Annotated in this window: 17 protein-coding genes; 5 read left to right on the forward strand and 12 right to left on the reverse strand. The window is 50.9% G+C overall.

Annotated features, from left to right (window positions below; translation table 11 throughout):
• Positions 1-3: 3 nt before the first annotated feature.
• The 12 genes from EYB31_RS32890 to EYB31_RS32945 form a co-directional block, all read right to left on the reverse strand.
• Positions 4-843: a class I fructose-bisphosphate aldolase gene (locus EYB31_RS32890; RefSeq protein WP_131017769.1), complete on the reverse strand. Its 840-nt coding sequence runs from the start codon at positions 841-843 to the stop codon at positions 4-6.
• A gap of 284 nt (positions 844-1127) precedes the next feature.
• Positions 1128-2198 carry an ABC transporter substrate-binding protein gene (locus tag EYB31_RS32895; protein WP_131017771.1) on the reverse strand — a complete coding sequence of 357 codons (1071 nt, stop codon included), beginning with the start codon at positions 2196-2198 and terminating at the stop codon, positions 1128-1130.
• 184 nt (positions 2199-2382) lie between these two features.
• On the reverse strand, positions 2383-3384 hold the full coding sequence (locus tag EYB31_RS32900) for an ABC transporter permease (protein WP_206105516.1): 1002 nt from the start codon (positions 3382-3384) through the stop codon (positions 2383-2385).
• 16 nt (positions 3385-3400) lie between these two features.
• Positions 3401-4195 carry an ATP-binding cassette domain-containing protein gene (locus tag EYB31_RS32905; RefSeq protein WP_131017773.1) on the reverse strand — a complete coding sequence of 265 codons (795 nt, stop codon included), beginning with the start codon at positions 4193-4195 and terminating at the stop codon, positions 3401-3403.
• 269 nt (positions 4196-4464) lie between these two features.
• On the reverse strand, positions 4465-10167 hold the full coding sequence (locus tag EYB31_RS32910) for an Ig-like domain-containing protein (protein ID WP_165452739.1): 5703 nt from the start codon (positions 10165-10167) through the stop codon (positions 4465-4467).
• Between the two features lie 48 nt (positions 10168-10215).
• The gene (locus EYB31_RS32915; RefSeq protein WP_131017777.1) at positions 10216-11748 is read right to left on the reverse strand and encodes an ABC transporter substrate-binding protein; all 1533 of its coding nucleotides are present in this window, start codon (positions 11746-11748) and stop codon (positions 10216-10218) included.
• A gap of 58 nt (positions 11749-11806) precedes the next feature.
• Positions 11807-12691, reverse strand: coding sequence for a carbohydrate ABC transporter permease (locus EYB31_RS32920; protein WP_131017779.1), 885 nt, complete (start codon positions 12689-12691; stop codon positions 11807-11809).
• A 15-nt stretch (positions 12692-12706) separates the two neighbouring features.
• Positions 12707-13627 (reverse strand): ABC transporter permease, encoded by a 921-nt coding sequence (locus tag EYB31_RS32925; protein ID WP_131017780.1) that lies wholly within the window; start codon positions 13625-13627, stop codon positions 12707-12709.
• A 212-nt stretch (positions 13628-13839) separates the two neighbouring features.
• A complete protein-coding gene (locus EYB31_RS32930) occupies positions 13840-16155 on the reverse strand; it encodes a helix-turn-helix transcriptional regulator (protein WP_165452740.1) in 2316 nt (771 codons plus the stop codon).
• Positions 16156-16525: 370 nt separating this feature from the next.
• Positions 16526-17305: a response regulator transcription factor gene (locus tag EYB31_RS32935; protein ID WP_131017784.1), complete on the reverse strand. Its 780-nt coding sequence runs from the start codon at positions 17303-17305 to the stop codon at positions 16526-16528.
• Positions 17302-18660 (reverse strand): extracellular solute-binding protein, encoded by a 1359-nt coding sequence (locus EYB31_RS32940; protein WP_131017786.1) that lies wholly within the window; start codon positions 18658-18660, stop codon positions 17302-17304. The genes EYB31_RS32935 and EYB31_RS32940 overlap by 4 nt, the downstream gene beginning before the upstream one ends.
• Positions 18657-20450: a sensor histidine kinase gene (locus EYB31_RS32945; RefSeq protein WP_165452741.1), complete on the reverse strand. Its 1794-nt coding sequence runs from the start codon at positions 20448-20450 to the stop codon at positions 18657-18659. The genes EYB31_RS32940 and EYB31_RS32945 overlap by 4 nt, the downstream gene beginning before the upstream one ends.
• 291 nt (positions 20451-20741) lie before the next feature.
• Between EYB31_RS32945 and EYB31_RS32950 the strand changes: the two genes are divergently transcribed.
• The 5 genes from EYB31_RS32950 to phnE (EYB31_RS32970) all read left to right on the forward strand — a co-directional run bounded on the left by EYB31_RS32950 (position 20742) and on the right by phnE (EYB31_RS32970) (position 24945).
• Positions 20742-21488, forward strand: a complete 747-nt coding sequence (locus tag EYB31_RS32950; RefSeq protein ID WP_131017790.1) for a GntR family transcriptional regulator — start codon at positions 20742-20744, stop codon at positions 21486-21488.
• Positions 21489-21557: 69 nt separating this feature from the next.
• Positions 21558-22508 (forward strand): phosphate/phosphite/phosphonate ABC transporter substrate-binding protein, encoded by a 951-nt coding sequence (gene phnD / locus EYB31_RS32955; RefSeq protein ID WP_240763132.1) that lies wholly within the window; start codon positions 21558-21560, stop codon positions 22506-22508.
• An 18-nt stretch (positions 22509-22526) separates the two neighbouring features.
• Positions 22527-23273 (forward strand): phosphonate ABC transporter ATP-binding protein, encoded by a 747-nt coding sequence (phnC, locus tag EYB31_RS32960; protein WP_131017792.1) that lies wholly within the window; start codon positions 22527-22529, stop codon positions 23271-23273.
• Positions 23270-24103 carry a phosphonate ABC transporter, permease protein PhnE gene (gene phnE, locus EYB31_RS32965; protein ID WP_131017794.1) on the forward strand — a complete coding sequence of 278 codons (834 nt, stop codon included), beginning with the start codon at positions 23270-23272 and terminating at the stop codon, positions 24101-24103. Before phnC ends, phnE (EYB31_RS32965) begins: the two co-directional genes overlap by 4 nt.
• Positions 24100-24945: a phosphonate ABC transporter, permease protein PhnE gene (gene phnE / locus EYB31_RS32970; RefSeq protein ID WP_240763133.1), complete on the forward strand. Its 846-nt coding sequence runs from the start codon at positions 24100-24102 to the stop codon at positions 24943-24945. Before phnE (EYB31_RS32965) ends, phnE (EYB31_RS32970) begins: the two co-directional genes overlap by 4 nt.
• Position 24946: the final 1 nt, after the last annotated feature.

A 24946-nucleotide genomic window follows, 5' to 3' on the forward strand; every position in this document is an offset into this window, starting at 1 on the left:
GCTTCAGCCCTCCCCGCGCAGAAGTAGCGCCGCCTGCTCAGGATCGGCCCCGGCATGAATCATCGCCATGAAGGCGCGTGTCATGCGTTCCGGTTTAGGGTGCTGAATGACATTTCGTCCGTACACGATGCCGGAAGCTCCTTGCTGCAGCAACGTATACGTACGAGTTAATATTTCTTCATCGGAGGCCTTACCTCCTCCCCGCGGCAGCAGCGGTTTTCCGGATGCCGCTTCGACGACGAGGTAATATTCCTCCAGGCGATCGCACGGATCGGCCTTGATGATGTCGGCCCCCAGCTCCACCGCCTGCCGGACCAGCGGAATGATTTTGGTTATATCGCCATCTACCATATAACCTCCCTTTTGCTCATTAGGCAGCATAACCAGCGGTTCCACCATCAGCGGCATGCCGTAACGCTCGCATTCCGGTTTCAAACGGCATACATTTTCGATACATTGGCGATGCAGCTCGGGTTGTCCCGGCAGCAGCAGCAAATTAACGACAACGCAAGCCGCGTCAAGCGCCAGCGCTTGCTCCACCGGCCGCTCAATGAGCTGGCTGAACAGGTAATGCGAAAGCCGGCTGCCGTACACATTCGCCACATCCGTGCGCAGCACAAGCGAAGGCTTCTGTTTGCCGGGAATATCCTGCAGCAGCCCCGCCTGTCCCGGACTTAACTGAATCGCATCGGGATTGGCGCTCACAATCGTGGCAACGGCTTCCCGCATATTTTCGATCCCGCTTAAAAATGAATACTCGTTAAAAAAACCATGGTCTATAGCCACATCAAAGCACTTTCCGTCCGTGCCGAACAGCCGATGCAATCGGGGTGAAACCGACATCTTATTTCCCTCCATATAAATAAATTGAATGCCAAGCGGTTAATGTGCGGGAGGGGCCGCCCCAGCTACAAGGCAGCCCCTACATTTTACGTTCCGATAAGCTATTGCATGCTTGTTCTTTTTTGCCGAAGCCTTCCAACGTGCGTTATCCCGAGTGGTGCGTTGCAGCATTACATGGGCAGCATTCAGAGAGCTGGCGCTTGCCAAGTCGCGGTGCTCCGTCGCTTGCATTTGTCGGCTTGGAACCGGATAGCCGTTTTCGGCTCGGGCAGGTCGTTCCCAACTTACTTGGTGCGATACAGCCACTGTTGAATTTCCGGCTTGTCGATGTTTTCCGGCGTGACCGAGACGTTATCAAGCACGGTCAGCTTTTTGGCGTCCTTTTTGCCATTCAAGTAATCGTAAGCCATTTGCAAAATGATACGCGCTTCCTCCAGCGGCTTCTGCGAGATGATCGCCTGCAGCTCGCCCGCCTTCAGCGATTTTACCTGCTCCGGACCGGCGTCGTAAGAAACCAGCTTCACCTTATCCTGCACATTTTTGACGCGCAGCCCTTGAGCGACACCGGCGCCGGAGACAACGTTGGCCGCAAATACGCCGCTCAGGTCGGGATTGGCCAGTAAAATGTCCTGTGTTTTTTTCGCCGCGACGGTTGCTTGGTCGTCACAATATTCGGTCGCTACAACTTGAATGTTCGGATATTTCTTGATTTGCTCGAGGAAGCCTTTCTGGCGGTCGTCGGTTGTCGTAATGCCCGGCTTCGTATTCATGACGAGTACCTTGCCTTTTTCCCCGATCTGCTTGGCGAGTGTGTCCGCTCCCAGCTTGCCGCCTTGGATATTGTCGGAGGTGACGTTGGCGATATAAGCCGATTCGTCGGATACGTTCGTATCGACCGTAAATACGGGAATGTTGGCGTTCATCGCTTTCTTTAGCGGAGCCACCATCGCTTTGGCGTCATTAGGGGCAATGATGATGGCATCGACTTTTTCGGCGATCAGGCTGTCGACGATCGGCGTTTGTTTCGTATAATCCCACTCCGGCGCGCCGGTCCATACAAGGTCCACCCCCAGCTTGCTGGCTACTTCCTCCGCTCCGAATTTCATCGAGATGTAAAAAGCGTCTGTCGTAATGCCGGCCACATAAGCGATGCGCGGCTTTTTCTTGTCTTTGCTGCCGCTATCCGCTGCGGCCGGTTTATTTTCTGCGGGCGCGGGTGCAGCCGCCGGCTGTGCGGGTTTCCCACCGGAATCTGCTGTGGAACCTGCTGCGGGGCTGGAGCCCGACGATGAACCGCATGCCGCCAGCGAGACGGACAAAATCATGGCAAGCGCGACTGACAAAACCTTTTTCATTGGATAAAAACCTCCCTTAAAAAGTGGATGGATATGGCTAGCCCTTTTGCGTGCTTGTTACCGGCTTACATTAAGCTTCGCACCTTGTGCAGCACCTAGAGCAAGGCACATTGCCGCGTGAAGGCTGTTAATCTTACGTCCGAATGATCAGTTGCTGCGATAATTAAGCTTCTACCATTGCTTGCTAACGTTTGCTTTTACTGCGCAGCTGATCGACATACACCGCAAGCACGATAATCGCGCCAACGGCGACGATTTGCCAATAGACCTGGACATGCGCCAGCACAAGTCCGGTCATCAGCACCGCGATAATCGCCGCGCCGACAACCGATCCCCAGATGCTGCCCCGGCCGCCGAACAAGCTGGTGCCGCCGATCACGACCGCTGCCACAGCGTTCAGTTCGGTATGAGAGCCTGTCAGCGGAGAACCGTTCACAAACCGCATGACGATAATAATACCTGCAAGCGCCGCCAGAAATCCGGACAAAACGTATACCTTGGTCAGATGACTTTTGACGTTAATTCCGGCTCGGGATGCCGCCTCCACATTGCTGCCGATCGCATAGGTATAGCGGCCGAACCGGGTTTTCGTCAGCAAAATGTAGATCCAGGCTACGGCAAGCGCCGTAATCAGCACGGAGAAGCTAATAAAACCTAAAATAATGTAATTGCCGGCCGTCCCCAGCTCCGAGGGCAGATTGGTCACGCTTGTTCCGTTGCAAATAATAAACGTCATCCCGGTGCACACGCCAAGCATCCCCAGCGTGGAAATAAACGGTGTGATTTTCCACCTCGTAATCAGAAAACCGTTAATAAAACCGACCAGAACCCCAGTCAGCAGCCCTCCCGCTATGCCCAGCGGAACCGTCACCCAATGGCTTATGCCATGGTCCATGCCGTATTCGAGAATCAGCGCAAACACGATACTCGACAGTCCCATATTGGCACCAACGGACAAGTCGATGCCTGCGGTCAATATAACTACCGTTTCCGCCAGCGCCAGCAGCAGCGTATCCGTCATAAACGTCGAGGTGTTGTTCCAGTTATCCACCGAAAAAAATACCGGGTTGATGATGCCAAAAATAACAATCAGCAGCACCAGCACGCCAAAAATCCAAAAGTCCTCCACCCGCTGCCTGAGCGGATGGACCGGCACATTCAAGGAAGTCATCGTATTTCTGCTCACTTTCCGCATTCTCCTTTCATGGTCGGGCCCCGCTTTGCTGGAGGCGGGCGATGCGATCCGACTGCTTGGAGCCGGTAATGTACTGCACCACCTCGTTCACCGTCGTCTCCTTCACCTTCAGATTTGCTACAACTTCGCCGAGGCGCAAAATGACAATCCGGTCGCAAACGTCAAACACAAAAGGCATCGTATGGCTGATAAAAATAACCGGTATCCCTTTGGAACGCACCTGCCTGACCAAATCAAGCACCATCGCCGATTGCTCTACGCCCAAAGCCGCCGTCGGTTCGTCCATGATAACCAGCTTGTTGCCCCACTTCACAGCGCGGGCCACCGCTACCGCCTGCCTCTGTCCGCCGGACAGATCGGAAATGTTCGCATTCAGATCGCGCACACGAATGTTCAATTTAGCGAACAAATCCTCCACTTCCCGGAACATCGCCTTCCGGTCCAGAAAGCCGAACCGGCTCCGCCAGCCCTTTTTTAAAATCTCCCTGCCCAAAAACAAATTTGACTCGATATCGAGATCGGTTGCCAGCGCCAAGTCCTGGTACACGGTTTCGATCCCGGCGTCCCTCGCCTCCTGCGGCGATGAAAATCGGCATATCTTGCCTTCCAGCAGCAGTTCCCCCTCATCTGGCGACAGCGCCCCGGAAAACACTTTGATCAGTGTCGATTTTCCCGCTCCGTTGTCGCCAAGTAGCCCAACCACTTCGCCCGGGTAAATCGTGAAATCGATCCCTTTTAAAGCTTGGATGCGGCCGAAGTTTTTAATGATCCCTTTGGCCTCAAATGATGGTATTGGTTCCATCGTTCCCCTCCTATTTTTTGGAATCACTTTTGTACTCATTGTACAGAAAACGCTTCCAATCCGATATGCGGTAAATCTATCTTTTGCGCAGGTTTTATATACAGATTTACGCCGGATCTAAACACCTCAAACCCTCGCCTCCGACTTCCAATTCCCTTCTGAAATCGCCATCGTGCCGCCGCGGGCCAAATCAAAAAAACATGGCGGCAGGTCCGCGCCTGCCGCCATTGTGAACGAAACACCGTACCGACTATAAGCTCAGCGCAATCTTAATTTGGCCTGAAAACTTGTGACAATGCCTGCATTCTGAATCCAGTTCTGGTTGCCAAATCTGTTTGATCGGTTGTTATTTGGGCAAAGTCGTGAGCCGTTCTAAAGATCGTGCCGTTGCTTTTTTGCAAAGTAACATAGGCTATTCCTGCCGACGCATCTTTCTTCTCCTGCCGGGCCCTTAATGTAATGGAAAATACCGCTGCCGGTTCGCTCAAAGAAAGGCTGTCTCCGTTAAGCATTACCATGACGTTGCCTTCATGATCATCGTCAACCGTACCGATATTTATTTCCGGCTTCAGCGATTGAATGCCGACAAATTCGAATGCCTGACTATCGTACCGAATGGCGGTATCTTTCATAACCATTCCGTTGCTGTCGGTATCGAGAGAAAGATTGAGCTCAGCCTCTTCGCCGACTTTTATTTCATTTGGGCCGCTAATCGCCGATTTGGGCACGGCTCCTAACGTAATACTGCCGCTTCTGGCGTATAGACCTAAATAGCCGGGTGTTGCAATGTTCCCTTCTCCGGAATCCAGATAGTTAAATATGTTTTGTCCGTCTACATAAAGAAGCAATCTGACTCCGTTGGATTCCGTAATCGCCCCCGCCTGGACGAGGTGGGTTGTATTAAATGCCATGACCGTGTTCGGGTAAGCCGGTCCTCCGATGCTTGTCGCTCCATCGATATTTCCAAAAATAACGGTCCTTACTCCCTTATTGAACCTTTGAAGTTCGATTTCGTTTGGTTTGAAACCGATGATATACAAGTCATTGGTCTCCGACAAATACGGTTCATTTGGCTTTTGGCCGCGGAGTACGACGGACGGCCAGCCATCCGTTCCGTTGATTTTCATGTTGAATGTCAGCAGTTCGTTTTCAAACATCCTGCCTTTATAGGAGGCAAATCCGCCCGGAGTAGATATTTCTATCGTCCCCGCGTCCGTTTTCTTGTTATTGTCTCCTGTTGCGTTTACGAACCAATGGTCCGAGTCCGCAATGACATCGTTCAGCGGATAAGCATCGTAATACAGGTAATCTCCATCATAGTCGACGACATGTATGCCTTGCACATTAACTACAATTCCGACTTGCTTCCTGACGCCATCCCATGTTCCCGCTACCGTAATATAAGCGGTTCCGCTGTTTACCGCCGTGACTTGGCCGCTTGCGGTTACAACTGCAATAGCAGGATTTGAACTGACATATGATAAGTCGCTCAGCTCCACATTTTGGCCATAACGGGAGATCCCCATCGGGATCAGGGATTGAGTCATACCTTCAAGAAGTTCAATACTTTGATCCACCACATCGCGAATTTCGATTCGTTCCAAAGCATCTTCAACATAAACGGGAACCGTACGGACCGTCCACACTCCTCCCATCTTTACGCTGACCTTGATCGACGCAAATCCTGAAGCTAATGCTTCGATACGGCCTTGTGCATTCACAGCGACGACCGAAGGATTGTCACTCTCATAGTAGATTTGCGCCGCTCCGGCCGTGAGGTCGATGACCGAATCCTTGCCTGATTTCGCTTGAATCTCAAGCTCAAATGCTTGCCCTAGCTGCATGCTCACCTGTTCTGGGACGATCAGCCTTTCCAATGTATGGGAGGCAAGATCGCGGTAGGGCAGCTGCAATCCGGCGTTTTCCATAATTTGCAGCGCTTCCTGCGGCCACACCGCGTCCGGTACCACAATCGTTCCGGTAAAGGAAACGTTTGTTCCGCGGTTTACGTAGTACCCGGTAGTCGTATAATTGTTGGCAAAGGTGATATCATGGATACCCGAAGTACCGACATGGGCCCAAGTGGCGTTTGTCGCAGCGCCCCAAACCGGGGTTTCGCTTAAATCCACGACATTGTGCTCATAACGCCAAAACGATGATCCTTCGTCCGGATAGATGGCCCCGTAACGCTCCATCTGATTCCGGATGTAATTCCCCCTTACAAGATTGGGAGCTTCCGATGTCCCCCCTGTACCTCCGATCGTGTAAATAGCGCCGCCGTCATAAATCCCGTCGCCAAACAAATCGTGAATAAAGTTGTTTTCGATTTTCATGTCGGCAAATGCCGACGATTTAATATTTGCCCACCCGTACCCAACGTGCAAACCGCTATAAGGCATATTAAACATCTCATTGTGACTGATATCCATATGAACGGGAAAACCGGCGGATATAGCGGCGGCGGAACGATATTCGACGCCGATGTCATGAATGTAGTTATTCAGAACGTCAACATTGCTCATCAATAAGTGCACGTCGGAAGGGTTATAAATGGCCGGATCGGAATTTGTCGGGTCTCCGACATTGATGGCTCCGCCGGAAACGTCGTAAAACCGGTTCCCCTGAATCAGACTGTTCTGCACACCACCTGCCATTTTCAAAGCCGTAATGCCAAGCTTGGAAAATTCGTTTCGTTCAAAATCGATATTATGAGCTCTCTCTATCGTAACTGCTGCCGGAGGAAGCACATCAGGCGCGGGCGGATAACGAAGGTGGTTATTTTGCGCGTCTGCATGCCCCAAATCACTGTTCGGACGAAGCCATGTAGTATAAGCGAAGGTGATGCCTTCGAATTGAATATGGTTGGCCGGCGTATTAAGCGAACTGCCTTGTATTTTCACCAATTCTTCTACTGTCGGAGCTACGATATAAGCCGAATTCATCTCTTCGCCGGGTCGCGGCTTGTAATAAAAGGTGTCGGTTGTTCGATCCAAATACCACTCGCCTGCTTCGTCAAGCAATTCGTATGCATTCTCGTAAGTCCACGGATAAGTGACCGACGGCCTTCTGGTAACGGCCGACCAGCCGGGCTGCTTCATGGTGATGACCGCCTTGCCGTCCTGCACCGTCACCGATTGGACACCATCCCTTGGGTTGGTCCATTCCGCCTTAAATACGAGCTCCATGTCGCTAATATGGCCCCAGCCTGCCAGGAACGTATCGTCAGACGTAAACCCGGCGGACGTCCTTACAGGATTTGTAAGCCCACCATTGCTTCTCGCTCGAATGGCTCTGGCGCCGTTTACGTACAGCTGCCGGGTTTCTATATTACCTCCGGCATAAGCCTTGTAAATATTTTTATTGGGGTCATGCAGCTGCCAACCTGTAATTTGCCGCCCGCCGCTCAGGATCGGGGCATGATTCGGCGTCAATGCCTTGTATATGACCTTGTACCCGTTTGACCCCGAATCCCGTTCATCCAATTGGAATGTCTCATCCAAGGTATATGTACCTTCCGCCAAGTACACCACGATGTCGCCCGTCATGTTCTGGTTCAGCTGCCGAACCGCGGCACGGGCTTTGCTCAATGACCGGAACGGAGCGGCTGCGCTTCCTGCGTGGTCATCGCTGCCTTGCGGCGACACATAATAAGACGCTTGAACGGAACGCGGCACCACAGTGACCTCATAAGACGTCGTTTTATTGCCGTCACGGGACGTAACGGTTATTGTAGCTGTTCCAACACCGATTGTCGTTAAGCTTCCATCGACGTCAACCGCAGCGACATTCGGATTGCTTGAGCTCCATGTCACCGTTTTGTCGCTGGCATTCGCGGGGCTAAATGCCAGGTCCACGACATGCTCTTTAGTCGCATTGACAGGAAGCTGTATCGAAGTTGGATTGACCGAGACGCTCACGACATGGCTAATGGCAACGCTAATATTCACCGAAGCGGCGATGGACGAGTTATAAGTGGAAACGGCCGTAACGGTTGTATTGCCGACTGCTTTGGCCGTGACCACTCCGTGTTCGTCTACAGCCGCCACATCCGGGTTGCTGCTGGTCCATACAAGTGAACGGAAAGTCGCGTCAGCGGGAGTGAATAGAGGAGACAGCGACAAACTATCACCTAGAGCCAACTGCTCCTCGCTTTGCGTGAAGGCTACGTTTTGCAAAGCTTTGAAAGAGTATACATTCAGATCGTCAAAATAGGCGGTTCCCGTATCCGTGCGGTACATCCCAAGCTGCATCGATTTCACCCATTGCGACGGATCGGTAAAATTCACTTTACTTTTGGCCAATACCCCGTCAATGTAAATATCCAGCCATCCCGCGTCGGCATTAAATACGGCGTCGATGGCATACCATTTCCCCGCCTCGTAAGATTGAAGCGGCTTCCAAGCACCATCCGATCTGACTGATATATTTCCATCGCTAAAAAAGGCGATCTGCGTAACGTTTCCGTTGTTCTCGTTTAATACAAGCGGGATGTATACAATGGCGTTGGTTTGCATCGCCATGGCCTTTAAAGAGATCTTCGCTTTCGTCAAGCCGTCCGGAAATGACCGGACAGCGTATAAGCTGTTGGCCGTTGCCGAGGGCTTCACCATTTTTAAGCTTTTGTTAATCTCATCCGGGACTTCCGCCACGCTTGTGACGGCGCTCACTTCGCTTTTTGCAGTCAAGCTGGAAGGAAATTGTCCCGCCGCCGTCGAATCGAAGTTTTCGCTATAAAGATCGCCCCGAGGCACAACCGTTACGACAGCATGAGCTTGATGCCCGTCATCGGCCGTTACAGTCAAATTGGATACTCCGGGACTTCCCCCTGTAATCACAGCATAACGGGAATAAGTATCGTAAGTGACGGAAGCAACTGTCTCATCGGTTAACTTCCAGACAAGCGGGTGGTTACCTGCATTTGACGGGTCAAAAGTGACATTGATTTTCGCTTTCCCGCCCTCGACCAGATTTACATTTGGCTTATCCAGTCCAATGGAATTCAACGAGACATACGGCGGTTCCGGCACGTTTACCGCACATTCGGCCGATGCTCCGCCGGAAGATACCGCCTTAATAACCGCCGCGCCGGAACGAAGCGCTTTCAATAGCCCAGATGAATCCACCGAGACGACCGAAGCATCACTGGAAGACCAGGTTACCGTCTGGAAAGCCGGCAGCGCAGGACTGACCGCAGCAGTTAATTGCTCGATTTGTCCCACTTCAAGCACGCTTGCCGATTTGCTCATCAAGACATGGTGCGTATAAATGTTCAGATCATCCATATAAGCAGTGCCCGTATATAATCGGAACATTTGGAAATCCAGCGTTTTAAAATCGGTTGCGCCCGCCGATTTAAATGAGACCCCTTCCTTCTTTTTGACGCCATCGATATATATGGTAAACGTCTGGTTTTGCGTATCCAATACGACCATCACATCATACCAAGTATCTATCGAATAGGATTGCAGTGTCGTTTCCGGCGTCGAATAGGAGCCGCTGGGGAGCTGATAAGCGATTTTGCCTCCATTGGTAAATAAAATATTGGCAATTTCGTCGTTACCTGAGCCCTTTATATTCAGCGCATAAACGACAGCATTTGTCTGCTTGGCCATGATGTTAGCCCGCACCACGATGTTGCCTTGCTGCGCGGCGGATAGCGTCCTTCTGGCTAGCAAGTCGGCGCTGCCGGATACTGCAGACCTGTTAATCATCAGCCCTTGATCGGAAGCATCCGCTTTGCCGGGCACTTTAACAACAGAAACAGTCCCCGACGACGAATTTTCCACATGACTCCATCCATTAGCGGTAAGCTTGGAATTTTCAGGGTAACTCTGAAAGTCCTCATGTACGATATCTCCTGCTAAAATGGCCGAATCCGCATATACGTCACGCGGCATTTCAAAAGCGAGTATACCCCAGAGCAGCGATACGGCCATCATCAAGCTTACCCAGTTGCGCGTTTTACTTGTCATCGAAACCCCCTCTTTCCGTACATTTGTCATGCTATGTAATCACCCTCATTACTTTTTCGCTTTCCACTCGTTGATTTGTTTTTGTTTCTCCGCGATAATCCGATCTGCCCCCGCCGTTTTCAACTTATCCAGAAATTGCGGAAGGTACTTTTCCGGATCGACGGCACCGGTCAAAAGCGAAGGAAGAAACTCGTCGGCTACCGCTTGGCTTTGCGCCACTTCCGCCTTCACCGGCTCGCTGTCGAACACAAATCCCATCAATTTCGACTGAGCGGCCCTCTCGTTCAGCTTGATTGTCTCCTGCCATACGTTTTCGGGCTGGCCGGGCAATAAATATGCATTGAATTGGTTGCCGATCGCCCACGCTTTATTCGGGAAATATCCGCTGTCTGCGACCGGCTCGATCCGGTTATCGGATACTTTCTTAAAGTGCTTGCCTTCAAGGCCAAAAGAGAGCAGGTTGTACAGCTGTTTATCCGTATTCACCAGTTCGATCAGCATCATCGCTCTTTCGGGATTTTTGGAGGTTCTGCTAATCGCCTGCAGCGTAGCGGAAATGTTCGAGGACGTTACAAAAGGCGTCTCAAACGATTTAACGGCGAGATCACGGTCACCGAATTGCGTCCTCACCTCAATCTCCCCGCCGGGTTTGATCGGATTCCACATGCTGATCCCATTCCCCGATTTCAATAAGTTATTGACATCGGAGACGGAAACCATAGCCGCATCTTTATTGATATATCCCTTTTGATACCAGCTTCTCATCAGGTTCACGTGTTCCTTGAAAGCGGGATCGGTAAATTGATTCACGACCGTTAAAGCATCGTCGTTTAATTTCACCGTTCCCGGCGAAGTCGGCGACACGATCGTATCGAAGCCGTAATATACCAAGCTGTCTTTCCACATCCCGGTTTTGTTCATGACAAAAGGAACAGCGCCGGCCGGCTCCGAGCTTTTTACTTTGGCAAAAAAGGATTCGAGATCCTCCAGCTTCTTCATCTGGTCGAAGTTCAGACCGTACTTGTCTGCGATGCTTTTCAGGATATAAATACCGTTTTCCCGGGCGACAATCTGATAATTCGGAACGCCGTATATTTTGCTGTCGACGGAAACAGCCTTCCAAAAGCCCGGCGGGATGGAAGCATACGTTTTGGGCGCGTAAGCTGTGAGCAGTTCATTCATGGGCAGGAAAGCCCCTTTGGCGACGCTTCCGTAAAAATCGCCGCCAATCGAAGAGGAAACAAAGGAGATATCGAAATTCTCGCCGGCCGCAATCATCGTTTTCAGTTTGCCGTCAAATGTTCCCGGATCGATAAATCTCAGTTCAACCTCGGCATTCAGCTTCTCCTTTGTAATTTTATTGACTTCCTGCTGGACCGCGGGCAAATCCGTCTGTGTGCTGATCCGCAACAGCCAAGTCAGTTTTACCGGCGGCAGTGAATTCGGGTTTGCTGCAGCCGCGGTACTCTGCACCGGCTTTTGCGTCTCTTGCGGCTGCGCCTGGGATGAACAGCCGGCAGTCAATCCTACTGCCAGCGCAAGCGGAATCGTCTTGTGCAGCCATTTTTTTCTTGCTTTCATTATGCAACCTCCTCATTGATTTTGAACTGTATGCTAAACCTTGCGGGTAAAGCCTGAACTAACCTTTAACGGCGCCAACCGTCAACCCTTGCACGAAATAACGTTGAAAGAATGGAAATATGAACAGCATTGGTCCCGCCGCAATGATGGCCATCGCCATCCGCGCAGATTCGGAAGGAAACTCAATGGTCTCATTAATTCCGCTTTCTGCCGCCATTCGGGCTAACTCTTGAATATTCGCCATGATTCGGTATAGCAGAAGCTGCAGAGGAACGAGGTTTTCGTTGTTGATATATAAGAGACTGAGCCACCAGTCGTTCCAATAGCGCAGCGATACCATCAATCCCACAGTCGCCAAAGCCGGCTTGGTCATGGGCAGCAGAATGGTAAAAAATATCCGGTACTCGCTGCAGCCGTCTACCTTCGATGCCTCGATGATTTCGTAAGGAATTTGGGTAAAAAATGTTTTTAACAAAAGCACGTACCACGGAATGACCAGATATGGCAGAATCAGCGCCCAAAACGAATCCCCCAGATGTAAATACTTGGTCACCACGATATAAGTAGGTACAAGCCCCCCATTAAACAACATCGTAAAAAACACGTAAAACGTCATTTTCCGCTGGTGGCGAAAATCGGCTCTTGATAATGGATAAGCAATCATGGCCATAACAAGCAAGGATAATGCGGTCCCGGCGGCGGTCACAAGGATCGTAACCAAATAGGAATGCACGATTTGCTTGGCATCGGCAAAAATGTAAGCGTAGGCATCAAGACTAATAGCGTGTGGAAGGAATGAATACCCCGTACGGTAGATTGATTGGATATCCGTAAATGAAACGTTAACGACCAGCAGTAACGGTGCAATACAGCAGATGGCCAGAAACAGCAATGGAATGTGTTTAAGCAAAAGCGATACATCGGCAAACGCTCTTTTATTCATCGAAGCGGTCTCCTTTTAAAACATCGAATTTTCTTTGTTGATTTTTCTGACCACCGCATTGGCGAGCAGGACAAGCATAAATCCGACAACAGCCTGATAGAATCCGACGGCTGCCGCCATTCCCGTGTCCCCGACGACCCTCAGCGACCGGTAAACGTACGTATCGATGACATCCGTTGCCGGGTACAGTGCGCCCGAATCACGTGTAACCATGTAGAAAAGTCCGAAATCCGAATGAAATACATGACCCAACTGGATTAATGTCATGATTGTGACCAAAGGGATCAGCAAGGGAACGGTAATATACCTTCTCATCTGTGTCACTGTTGCACCGTCTACGGCAGCCGCCTCATAATAGCTCCGGTCGAATGCCATAATCCCCGCATAATAGATGAGCGTATTGTATCCAATCGACTTCCAGAATGTAATAAAAACCAGCAGCAACGGCCATACGCCCGCTTCCGAATACCACATGACGGGTTCGATGCCAACTGACCCTAGCAGATGGTTCAAAATCCCAAGATCGACATCCAGAAAAGCAAATACGATTAACGCTACCACCGGCCACGACAGAAAGTAAGGAAAAAATAGGGTAGTCTGATAGAGGCGAATGAATTTTTTATGTAAAATCTCGCTAAGCAATATGGCAAAATATACGGCGCCGGCCGTCACCGTAACAATAAACAGCAGGTTAAGCCCAACTGTGTTACGTGTAATACGCCATGCATCTTGCGAAGAAAACAGGAAATAGAAATTTTTCAGTCCAACCCAATCACTGCCGAAAATCCCCTGATCATACCGGTAATTTTTGAACGCAAGCACAAGCCCGCCCATCGGAAGGTAATTCAATAATAACAAGAGCAGTAAGGCAGGCACGGCAAGAATCGTTAAGTCTCTCGTCTGACTCTTCAAAAAACTCGAACGTTTGGAACTCATCCAGGCTTCATCCTTTTTTTGTATTTGTTGTCGATACGATAAAAATAGCGTTTCCAGCCCGCTCTGCGATACTGTGAAATCCAACGAAGTATCGCTTTTTGACTATTCATTTTTATTAAATATGTTAAATTGAACAATCCAAAAAAACCCTTCATCAACATGGTTGTTCCCCATGCTGTAAAGGGTTCTTGTGGTATCTCCGCCGCCGCTCATCATTTGTCCTGGCTCACTAGTTCCAACGTTCGGCTTGTTCTGTATTCGTTAGGCGTAACGCCAAATTCCTTTTTAAACACTTTGTAGAAATTGGCCTCGTTGAAATATCCGGACTTTACCGCAATATCCCTGACGCTCCAATCCGTTGCGCGCAGCATATACTGCACCTTCTCCATCCGGATATCGTTGATATATTTCCCCACTGATTTGCCGCACGTTTCCCGAAACAGCTGGCCCAAGTACCCTTGCGACATTTTAAATTCAGAGGCAATCCGCTTCAGACTAAGATCGTCATCAGAATAATGCAGCTGAATATAATCGGTCACCGAGTTTATCATTACCTGATGCTTGGTATCGGCCGCTTGGCGCTGCAGCCCGGCAATTTGCTCGAACAGCTGCTGAAATCGTCCGCTAATTTCATCCAATGTTTCCGCTTGAACGATCTCACTGTAAAAATGAGAAAAATTGATTTGAATATCTTCCATTTTATTCAAATTGATTTCTTGCACGGTTCTGCCGATAGAAAGAGCTAAGCTGACCATGGTGACAAGCAGACGATTGTTATCGCTGTTTCGCAAATCATCGGTGAGCGCTTGAAATACGGCCGTCGCTTCATCCATCTTCCCGCGTTTGATCGCATCGCTAATTTTCGCTTCGGCATCAATTGGGTGAGCCCCGTCCGTTTGTTTCTCCATAAAGGAATCGTAGCTCAATATACAGCTGCTCCCTTGCGATAACCGGTAATTCAGCAAAGTACGGGTTGTCTGATAAACGTGGGAGAGATCGTCGAATCGATCGAACGAAGGACCGATCACGGCGGAAATCGTCATCACCTTTGTAATTTTCGCAACAACGGATTGTATGAGCTTGATTCGTTGAAGTAGAGCATCTTGATCTTGGCCTTCCGGTTCGGAAACTTCTACGAGGTAAACAAATTCCCCGCTGCCCAGGAATGCTTTCTCGTAAAGGCCAAATTCTCCGGCGATTTCATTGGCCACGTTCAGAATCGAGAATTTGACAAGCTGCTTCTCAGCTTGAACAAGGCTCTGGTAATGTTTGTTTTGATCTATCATAAAAAAGATCAGCCTGAACGACCGGCCTTGTTGAAACCATGCCCGCAAGTCGTTTAACTGTTCCTTATGAAGCCCGCTTTGCAGAAAATGACTCTCCGTAAGCAAGCCTTTTAGCACATTTTCCCTGATCGATTCCCTGCTGGTTTGCGAAATTTCACGGTACTTATTAATACTGGATTGCAGTGTACGCGATAAATATTCGGTATCGTCGTAGTTCGGGGAGCCGTGTTCCCCCATTATATTTCTGACTTTCTTCACAAGAAGACCAAAAGGACGATAAATCAGCTTCGAAATGGCAAGTGATGCCAGAATGGCGGCAACGAATGCAATACACGTGATGGGCAGAATCTGACCCTTCAGCTTGTCTATAAATCCGAATACGGATGAATAGGAGCGGATACAAAGCAGATACCAGTGATCCGTATCCGATACCGCCAGTTTCGTGATCACCTGTTTTCCGGCGCTTGTCGTTACGATCGTGCTTTGATTTGCATTTACATGAGCAAGCTGCCCTTGAATCTGATCAAACAAGCGATATTCGTTTCGAGCGTCCAATAATACTTTCTCATTCGCATCGATGAGGACAAAATTGGAGCCGTCATTCGTAATAAATTTTTTCAGGTTGCCGGCCAGCCAGTCCATTTTCACATTCAGAATGATCGCGCTGTCCATCACACCGGCTTGATCCACGCTGTCGAACATTAAATAAGAAAATACCGGAACATTGGCGCCATCCTCATTCAGGAGCCCCGGCATCGGGGTTAACACGGGAATCTGTTTCCCTTTTCTGACCATCTCCATGAAATTCGCTTGTGTCGGAGTCACACCCTTGGAATCCACGGTATAAAATTCTTTTCGTTTATTGTTGTAAACGACCACGGAATGAAGAAGCGCGTTGTTGGCAATGAGATTTTGCAGCTCCGCCACATTACGGATCGTGTTAAAATTATCCTCCGTGTCCACGTTATTTTGCATAATTTGTATCGTAGAAGGATCGAAAAACAACGTAATGGCCATGTTTTTGGAAAATTCGTTCATGTAGTCAAAGTTGTACGTTAACTGCGAATTCAGATTGCGATTTAATTCATGCGAATGTTCCAATCCGATTTCTTCAAACTTTGTATACAGAAATTGAATCAAAGATAAAACCAGAACCAGCATGGCGATCGAGATGAAAGTCATCATCTTGATGTAGGTTTTGGAAAAGTTGAGGTTCAACCTTCCTCGCATCAATGCAAGCACTTGCGGCCCCCCTTCCATGGAGTAAGGTGTACCCCCATTGTAATCACCGTCCGGGGGAACGATCAAGACTGGCGTTTGGATATAACCCCGGAAGTATCGAAAAGGATAGTAATCTGCAAAAATAATAGTCGCTATGATGCATCTTTTGCCATAGGCTGAAAGCGCTCACCTTCGCCGTATGATACGGCGCGCGTTTAGAAGCTAAGCTGTCGCACCGCGGCGTCTGCCTCTGCCCTAGGAGCACGGCTCGTCTCGCGCAAACGCAAAAACACCTGCGGCAGTGGTGTTACTGCCGCAAGTGTTTTTCAACACACGCGAATCCCAAGCGAGCATTTGGCGCTCTACGCGGGAGGCCGCCTCCCGGCCTTGCCTATCCCGTGTATCTGTTGCGGTAATCGGTAGGCGTCAGCCCGGTCGCTTTTTGAAACCATTCGTTAAAATACCGCGGATTCGGGTAACCAACCGTTTCGCCAATCTGATACACCTTCATCGCCGTATTCGTCAGCAGCTCCTTGGCTTTCTCCAGCCGCAACTGGGACACGCACTCACTGAACGATTGCCCGGTCTCCTGTTTGAACAAACGGCTTAAGTAATTCGGCGTTACAAATACTTCCTCGGCCAACTGGGCGAGCTGCAAATCCTCGGTATATCGTTCGTTTACGATATGAAGCGCCTTTTTGATAATATACGATACCGGGCTGCACTCGTTGTCCGCCCCCTCCGGATGCCGCACAGGCTGAAGCTTGGCGGAGTCCATCTGCCACTGCTTTTTGGCCCGGAGCAGCGCATCCTGAATATCCTCCTCATCGGCAGGCTTCAGCAAAAAGTCGACGGCGCCGAAACGGAGCGCCTGCTGCGCGTAGGCAAATTCGTCGTAGCCGCTCAAAAATACGATTTTCACACGGTCGAGCTCCGGTTTCTCGGCAGAGTGCTCCTTCAGCGTGGCGATCAGCTCCAGCCCCGTCATATTCGGCATTCGTATATCCGTAAGGATAATATGGACCTCCGCGGCCAAAACATATGAGAGCGCTTGCGAGCCGTCGGCAAACGCTCCGCAAAGCTCGATTCCCATCTCCTTCCACTCGAGATGCTCGGCCAACCCTTCGCGTATCCATGCCTCATCGTCGATGAGAATTGCTTTGCAGTTCATGGAAGGTTCTCCTTTCCTGCCGGCTGCGCATTGGCCTGAAAATGAATGGCGGCGCTGCGCAGCCGGGCACCCGCAGTCTGCAAAGCTTGCCCGGGCGGCGTATGAAGCGTCAATATTTGGGTGAGCGCATCGTTCTCAATGTCGATCATCAGCGGATAAAAAGGAATCGCCGGTTCGTTCCGAGCGATTTTCATACTTTCCAGCACCAACGCGAACTCCGGCCTGACGTACTGCAGCAGCGGGTCCGATAGGATCGATTGGCGCGCCGGAGTCCCGCCGGCTCTTGCGTAGATGACGCCGCCGCGCTTGCCGGTGATGTAGGAAATAAACCGCCACGCCTCCTGAGGATGAGGCGATTTGGCATTGATGGAAAGAGCCCATCCGTGCTGGAACGTCGCACGGCGGATCGAGCCGTCAGGCATGGGCGTACCGGGAATCATCGCCACCTTGATCACATCCTTATATCGGCTGTTCGAATTGCGGATTGAATCGTACGCAGCGTTCCAATACGGTGCCGCCATAGCGATATCGCCGTTCATCAGCGCGTCTCTCACTTCAGAAAATCCCCACGACAGCACGTCGGGCGGCACCACCTTATCCTTGACCCAACGCTCCCAATATTGTCCGGCTTCCACGGAACGGGAGGAATCAAGATACACCTCGTTGTCTTCGTTAAGCAGATCGCCGCCGAAGCTCCATAACATCGTATCGAACACCTTCGGCAGCTCTTCCGGCGCCAGCCCCGTCAAGCCGATTCCCCATTCCGTAGGGGAGTCCGGATTGCTTTTTTTGGTCCAACGAGCCGCCAGCCGACTCACTTCATCCCAGGTTTGCGGCGGATTCGGAATCAAATCGCTGCGGTAATAAAGAAAATGCGTGCTGATATCGGTCGGCAGCGCGTACACCTTCTGATTATAGGAATAAGTCGTCATAAAATCGGCTTGGTCAAAAATTTTTTCATCCGTAAATTGGGGATCGCGCATAAACGAGTCGAGCGGCAGCAGCACCCGGCCTAACGCGAATTGGGCGACATACGTGCTTGGTACAAATACCAGATCAAAATCGTCCGACCCGGCAAACAGCTGGGTAGCCAGCGTGGTGAAATAGACGTCCCGGCTCAGCTCGATCATCTCCACCCCGATGCCGGTTTCCTGCTCGAATGTCGGAATCGCCTGCCGCATTGCGGCCGCTTCGTTCCCGGTACGGACGAGCAGTTTGATTTTGTGGGGCTGCTCGGCTTGCGCCGCCGGCGTATCTTCGATCGACAAGCCAAGAATGTACATACAGCCAATCCCCCATACAAGCAAAAGCAAAATCGCTGAATAGCTGCTTAAGCCGAACTTCGGCATGCTCATACGCTCCCTTCCTCTGCCGGAATGTCGAAAGAAACGGAGGTTCCGCTTCCTTCCCGAGATTCGATGTGCAGCGTGCTCATCGGTCCGAATGCCAGCTGCAGCCTTTGCTGCACATTGCGCAGGCCGATATGCTCGGCTTTTTCCGTTTGCCCGAGACTCTGCAGCAGCTCCTGCAAAGTCTCTCCGCTCATGCCTTTGCCGTCGTCGGTAATTCGAATGCTCACTTTATCCCCCGAATATGTCGCTTCAATCGTGATTTCTCCGACCACGCCTTCGGGAAGCGATTGCGTGATGCCGTGTTCGAACGCATTCTCAACGATCGGCTGCAGCACAAGCGGCACGATCGGCACCTGCTTGGCCCGCTCGTCAAGCTGCAACCGGTAGACGACCTTATCGCGGAAGCGAATCGCTTGGAGCTCCAGATAACTCGCTACATGGCGAAATTCCTGTTCGAGCGGGATCCGGTCGTTGCCTGCATGAAGACTTAAGCGAAAAAACTTCCCCAGCGAGGTAACCAGCTTGCCGATTTGCTCGGCCTTGTATTTTTTGGCCATCCAATGAATCGTGTCCAAAATGTTGTACAAGAAGTGCGGATGGATCTGCATCTGCAATGCCCGCATGGACGCTTGCTGTTTCTCGCGTTGTTCTTTTTCGACCGCTGCCAGCAGTTCTTGAATTCGTTCCATCATATTGTTGAAGTTGCGCTGCAAGATCGATATTTCCCGGTAGCTTTCATTCGTATGCCGGACATCGAGATTGCCGTAGGAAGCTTTGAGCATCAACTGCGACAAATACACAACCGGCCTGGATATATGGGTCGCCAGCGAAAGAGATACAAATACCGAAACCGCCGCTCCCAATCCGGCAATAATCAGCAGGTTACGCAGCAGCAGCCGGTTAGGCTCAAGCAATTCCGCCAGCGGCATCACCGCGGCCATCGTCCATTTGCTCTTCTGCGATGTGACATATGCGACGATCCACTTGCCGTCGATGACTTCGGTGCCGGAGCCGTTCGCGGGAAGACGCCCCAAAGCTTGCCGGATGCGCTCGTTGCGCAAATAAGGCGATTGCTGCCCGAACAGCAGCTCGCTCCCTTGGTCAAGCAGCAGCAAGGAGCCCGTTTTGCCGATCTGCACATTTTGCAGAACGTCCTCAAGAAATAAATTATTGAACTGCATGATGAAATATCCCTGAAGCTCCACCCGGTTGCTGTCGACAATCTTCCTCGCCGCCAGCACAGACGGATGAATCCGCGTCGTGAACGCTTCGCGGTGGGTCATAATCGCATATTTTTCGCTAAACCAATGAATCGAGAGAGGGTCCTGCTCCAGACGTTCCGTAATATATTGAAAATTGCCGGGGATCACTTGCTCGAATGTCTGGAACGCGCTTTCCGTGGACAGCAGCGTGCGTTCGGGAGTTACAAAATAGACGGCGCTCACTTCGTTAATCCGTCCCCGGAAATATTGATGGACCATCTCCTCCTTGAACTTCTCCGCCGCTTTGACCAGTTCATAAGAAGAATCGCCCGGCTTGGCCAAAAAATCAAACGGCTCCCGGTACAAAATCGGCCATGTCAACCGGTCCATCTCCGCCAAGTTGGCATCAAGCGATCGGCTTGTCTGCACCACCGTTTGCAGCAAAAACCGGCTCACCTGGTTTTGAAAGATCTCATTTTCTTTATGGTAAGTCACGATAGTAATAACGATCATAGGAAAAATCATTAAGGCCAGGAAGCAGCTGATCAGTACAGTGCGTATCGAGATTTGTCTGGTTGAACGCGCTTTCATATCATCGGCTTCCTTACTCTGGGAAATTGTCATATTTTCCTATTATAGCAGAAAGCCCAGATTCGTCATCTTCCTTAAGCCCCCCATTTTTGGAGCTGCAGCGGCTCGATTTAAGCAACGTTTATAGCCAAAATCAGAAAAGGAGCTGTCTCAAAAGGTCTGAGAAAACGTGAGGAACAGCCTCTTTTGCGCTTCCAAATCGTCTTGTCTTAACGTAATCTTCACATTTGCTTGACACTGCTCTGATGTCGACAAGTTACGGTTAGTTCAGCAAGACAGACAACGACCCATATGGAGGTGAAAGTTTTGAAGCCCTACGCGGATTCGCATGAAGGTGTGACAAGACATGTGATAGCGGATATTTTGCAGGCTGAAATCGATAGCGGTGTGTATGTCGTCGGAGAAAAAATGCCTTCGGAAGCGGAGTTATGCAGCAGGTTTAAGGAAAACAGGTATACCGTCAGGCAAGCGCTCGACCTGCTCGTAACGACGGGTGTCATCCGGGCCCATCAAGGCAAGGGGCATTATGTATGTGAAAAACCTTTGGACATTGCCTATACCATTACACCCGGAATGCGTTTCTCCGATGTGATCAGCCGGCTCGGCTGCAAGCCGGGTATTCGCATGATCAAGCAGGAGATTGTTATCCCTCCCCAGCCCATTGCGCAGCATTTGCTGCTCTTGGAACATGAGCATGCTTACAGGCTGGAAATTCTCCGATTTGCCGACGATATTCCTTTAAGCCTCAATGTCACTTGGCTGCCGGAGCGCCATTTTCCTGACCTGCTGCAGCGCACCGAGTCATTTCATTCGCTGTATGAGCTGCTGGGGCGCCATTATGATATTCAGATGCAGCGGCTCTGGTCGACTTTCCAATCAACCTATCCCAACGCCCAGGAAGCCTTGCTGCTGCAAGTATCCCCCAGTATGAATTTATTGCATATCGAAAGCCTGATGAGAGATCAGCACGGCAGGCCCGTCGAGTTCACATCAGCCAAGTATCGCGGCGATCTCTGCAAAGTCTCGATTCATTTTTAAATAGACTCGTTCAGAAGCGTTAAATTCAGAATATTTTAAAAATTTAGTTCGACGAAGGGATGGATTTCAGTGAAAAAAAGGTTGTTCGCTGTTACGGCGCTTCTCGCCATCGCATTAGCAGGATGTGGTACGACAGACAAGCAAGCCGCAGGCTCGGCAGTTCCGGCCGCTGGTGCCCAAACGGCTCAAACCGCTTCTACCAAGTGGCCCGAAGTACTGCGATTTGGCGTACTGCCGGGTGAAGAAGAAGGCAAGCTGTCGCGCGGGAATAAACAATTCGTAGAAGATTTAGGCAAAGAACTAGGCATCAAAACGGAATTGTTTGTCGGCGACGATTACACGGCGGTTGTCGAAGCGATGCGCACAAAAAAAATCGACATGGCCTCCTTTGGCCCATTCTCTTACATTATCGCTGCAGAACGCAGCGGCGCAGTGGCGCTTGCCGTAAAAGCGAAATCCGAAGACGAAGCGCTGTACAAAAGCCTGATTGTCGTTCCCGCCCAATCCAAGGCTCAAAAGATCGAGGACTTGAAGGGCAAAACATTCCTGTTCGCCGATCCGGCTTCGACCTCAGGCCATTTATTTCCCCGCGCGATGATGATTAAGCAGCTTGGCATCACTAACGATCAAGTCGAATCTTATTTCTCCAACGTCTCGTTCTCCGGCGGACACGATAAGTCGATTCTGGCTATTGCCAGAGGGACAGCGGACGGCGCCGGCGTATGCGACACCTGCATCAAGCGGGTTGTGGACGCAGGGCTGGTCAAAGAATCCGATTACCGGGTGATCGGCACTTCCGATCCGATTCCGCAAAGCCCGTTTGCCTACCGCAAGGACCTCCCCGCAGACCTGGTGGAAAAAATGAAGCAGTTCATGCTGAATTACCATAAGGACAACAAAAACCCGCAGTTTTTCAGCAGCGGGACACAACGTTTCTTTTTGGTCGACGACAGCAAATACAATATCGTTCGGGAAACGGCCAAGGCGCTGAACATGAGTCCCGAGCAATTGCTCAAATAAAAGGGGGAACCGGAGACGATGGCATCCTCCATTCTGGAAATTCGCAATTTGCGCAAGGTGTATACGGACGGCACGTCGGCGCTGCAGGGCATCGATCTGCAGGTGCAGCAGGGTGAATTCATCGCTGTCATCGGGCCCAGCGGCGCGGGAAAAAGCACGCTGCTGCGCTGCATCAATCGGCTCGTCCAACCGTCCGAAGGCACCGTCATGTTCAATGGCATGGATACGACCAAAGCGAGCGGCGGGCAAATCCGCAAGCTGCGCCGGGAAGTCGGCATGATTTTTCAAAGCTTCAACCTGATTGAACGGGTCACTGTGCTGAGAAATGTGCTGCACGGACGGCTTGGTTATATGAGCAGCTTCAGCGGCGCTTTAGGACTGTTCTCCAAGCGGGACATCGAAGAAGCGATGCATATTTTGCACAGACTCGGACTTCACGATCAGATGTATAAACGAGCCGACGAGCTGAGCGGCGGCCAGCAGCAGCGTGTCGGCATCGCCCGGGCGTTGTCGCAGCAGCCGCTTCTCATCTTGGCCGACGAACCGATCGCCAGTCTGGATCCCGTCACTTCCGAATCGATCATGAAGCACCTGCATACCGTTTGCCGGGAAGATGGCATTACTTGTCTCGTTAATCTTCATCAAGTGGATGTCGCCAAAAAATTCGCAACGAGAATCATCGGCATCCACAAAGGAAGCGTCGTATTCGACGGGCCGCCGGAGCAGTTGACCGACGAAGCTGCGGAAAGGGTGTACCGCAAATGAATAAAACCGATGTCTCGGTAAGCTCAAGCTGGCAAGCGCGGCAGGGAGAACGGTTGGAAGAGCTTCATAAGCAAAAGAAACGTCTGAGCCTCTTCATCGCTTTATTGGTTGTTGGGATTACCGTCTGGTCCGCCGCTGAAACCGGATTTTCCATAACCGAATTGGCGAAAGGCAGCGGGGAAATATTCAGGTTCATCTTTTTCGATTTCCTGCCTCCCGACTTTACCAAGATCGGAAAGCTGATCGGGCCTGCGCTTGATACGATCTATATCAGCTTTGTAGCGATGGCGGTCGGCGCTTTTCTCTCCATGGGGCTTGCCTTTTTCGGCGCTTCGACAACTAGTCCGCATCCTGCCCTGCAAATGGCCGTACGAGCATTCTGCTCCGTCATGCGCAACATACCGACGTTGATCTGGGGTATCTTGTTTGTCGTTGCCTACGGCCTTGGCACATTGGTAGGTACCTTGGCACTGATCGTCACTTCCATCGGCACGTTAACCCGGGCTTACGCGGAAATGCTGGAGGAAATCGACATGGGCCAAGTCGAAGCGCTGAGAGCGACCGGCGCATCGTACATTCAGGTGCTGGCGCAAGCGGTTTGGCCGCAGTTTCTGCCGGGCTTTATCGGCTGGTCGCTGTATAAGTTGGAGTTAAACGTGAGAGCTTCGACTTTGATCGGGATGGTCGGCGGAGGCGGACTTGGTTTTGCCATTCAAAAAGGGCTTAAGCTGTTTCAATTCAAAGAAGTCAGCTTGGCGATCCTGATGGTCATGGCGCTGGTGCTGGTGACGGAATGGATCACAAGTAAATTAAGGGAGCGAATCCTATGAGCGCAAAGTGGAACCCGGCCGGGGAACATGCCGTCGATGTCGGTTTAATGAGGCGCCCGTCGTCCGGCGGTCTGGAAAAGCCGCGCAAGGACCCGGTTTTGGTGGCGGCTTTGATATTTGGCATCTGCTTTTTCGTATTTTGTCTGATTCAGCTGAACTTCAATTATATGGTGTTGTTTCAAGGCACATGGAAATTCATTCAATCGTTTGCCTTGATGTTTCCGCCTAATGTTGCGGAATGGAAGCCGGTACTCTTCGCCGCATTGGAAACATTGCAAATCGCCTTTGTCGGCACGGTGCTCGCCGTATGTATCGCGTTTCTGTTGTCTTTTCTTGCTGCCGCCAATTTGTCGCCGCGAACCGCTCCTGTTATTAAAGGCATCGCCTCCTTCTTAAGAGCGATTCCGACACTGGTATGGGCGCTGATTTTTATCGTTGCGGTAGGGATGGGACCTTTCCCCGGCATATTGGCGATTTGCGTTCATGCGACAGGCATGCTGATCAAGGTGTTCTCCCAATCGATTGAAGAAATCGACGACGGCGTCATTGAAGCGATGCGGGCCACAGGGGCCGGCTGGCTGCAAATCGTATGCCAAGGCGTGCTGCCGAACGTAGCCACCTCGTTCCTGGCCTGGAGCGTGTTCCGGCTGGAGGTTGATATCGGCGAATCGTCCATTCTCGGCGTTGTGGGCGCGGGGGGCATCGGATTTGAAATTGCCAACGCGATGCGGGCGTACGAATTTGATTCCGCTTGTTTTGTAGCCTTAGTCATTTTTGCCATGGTATTTACGGTGGAGCTCTGCAGCAACCGGTTTAAATCGAGCATTCGGAGGAGGAGCTAAC

The sequence above is a fragment of the Paenibacillus thalictri genome (assembly GCF_004307995.1).
GTDB lineage: Bacteria > Bacillota > Bacilli > Paenibacillales > NBRC-103111 > Paenibacillus_AF > Paenibacillus_AF thalictri.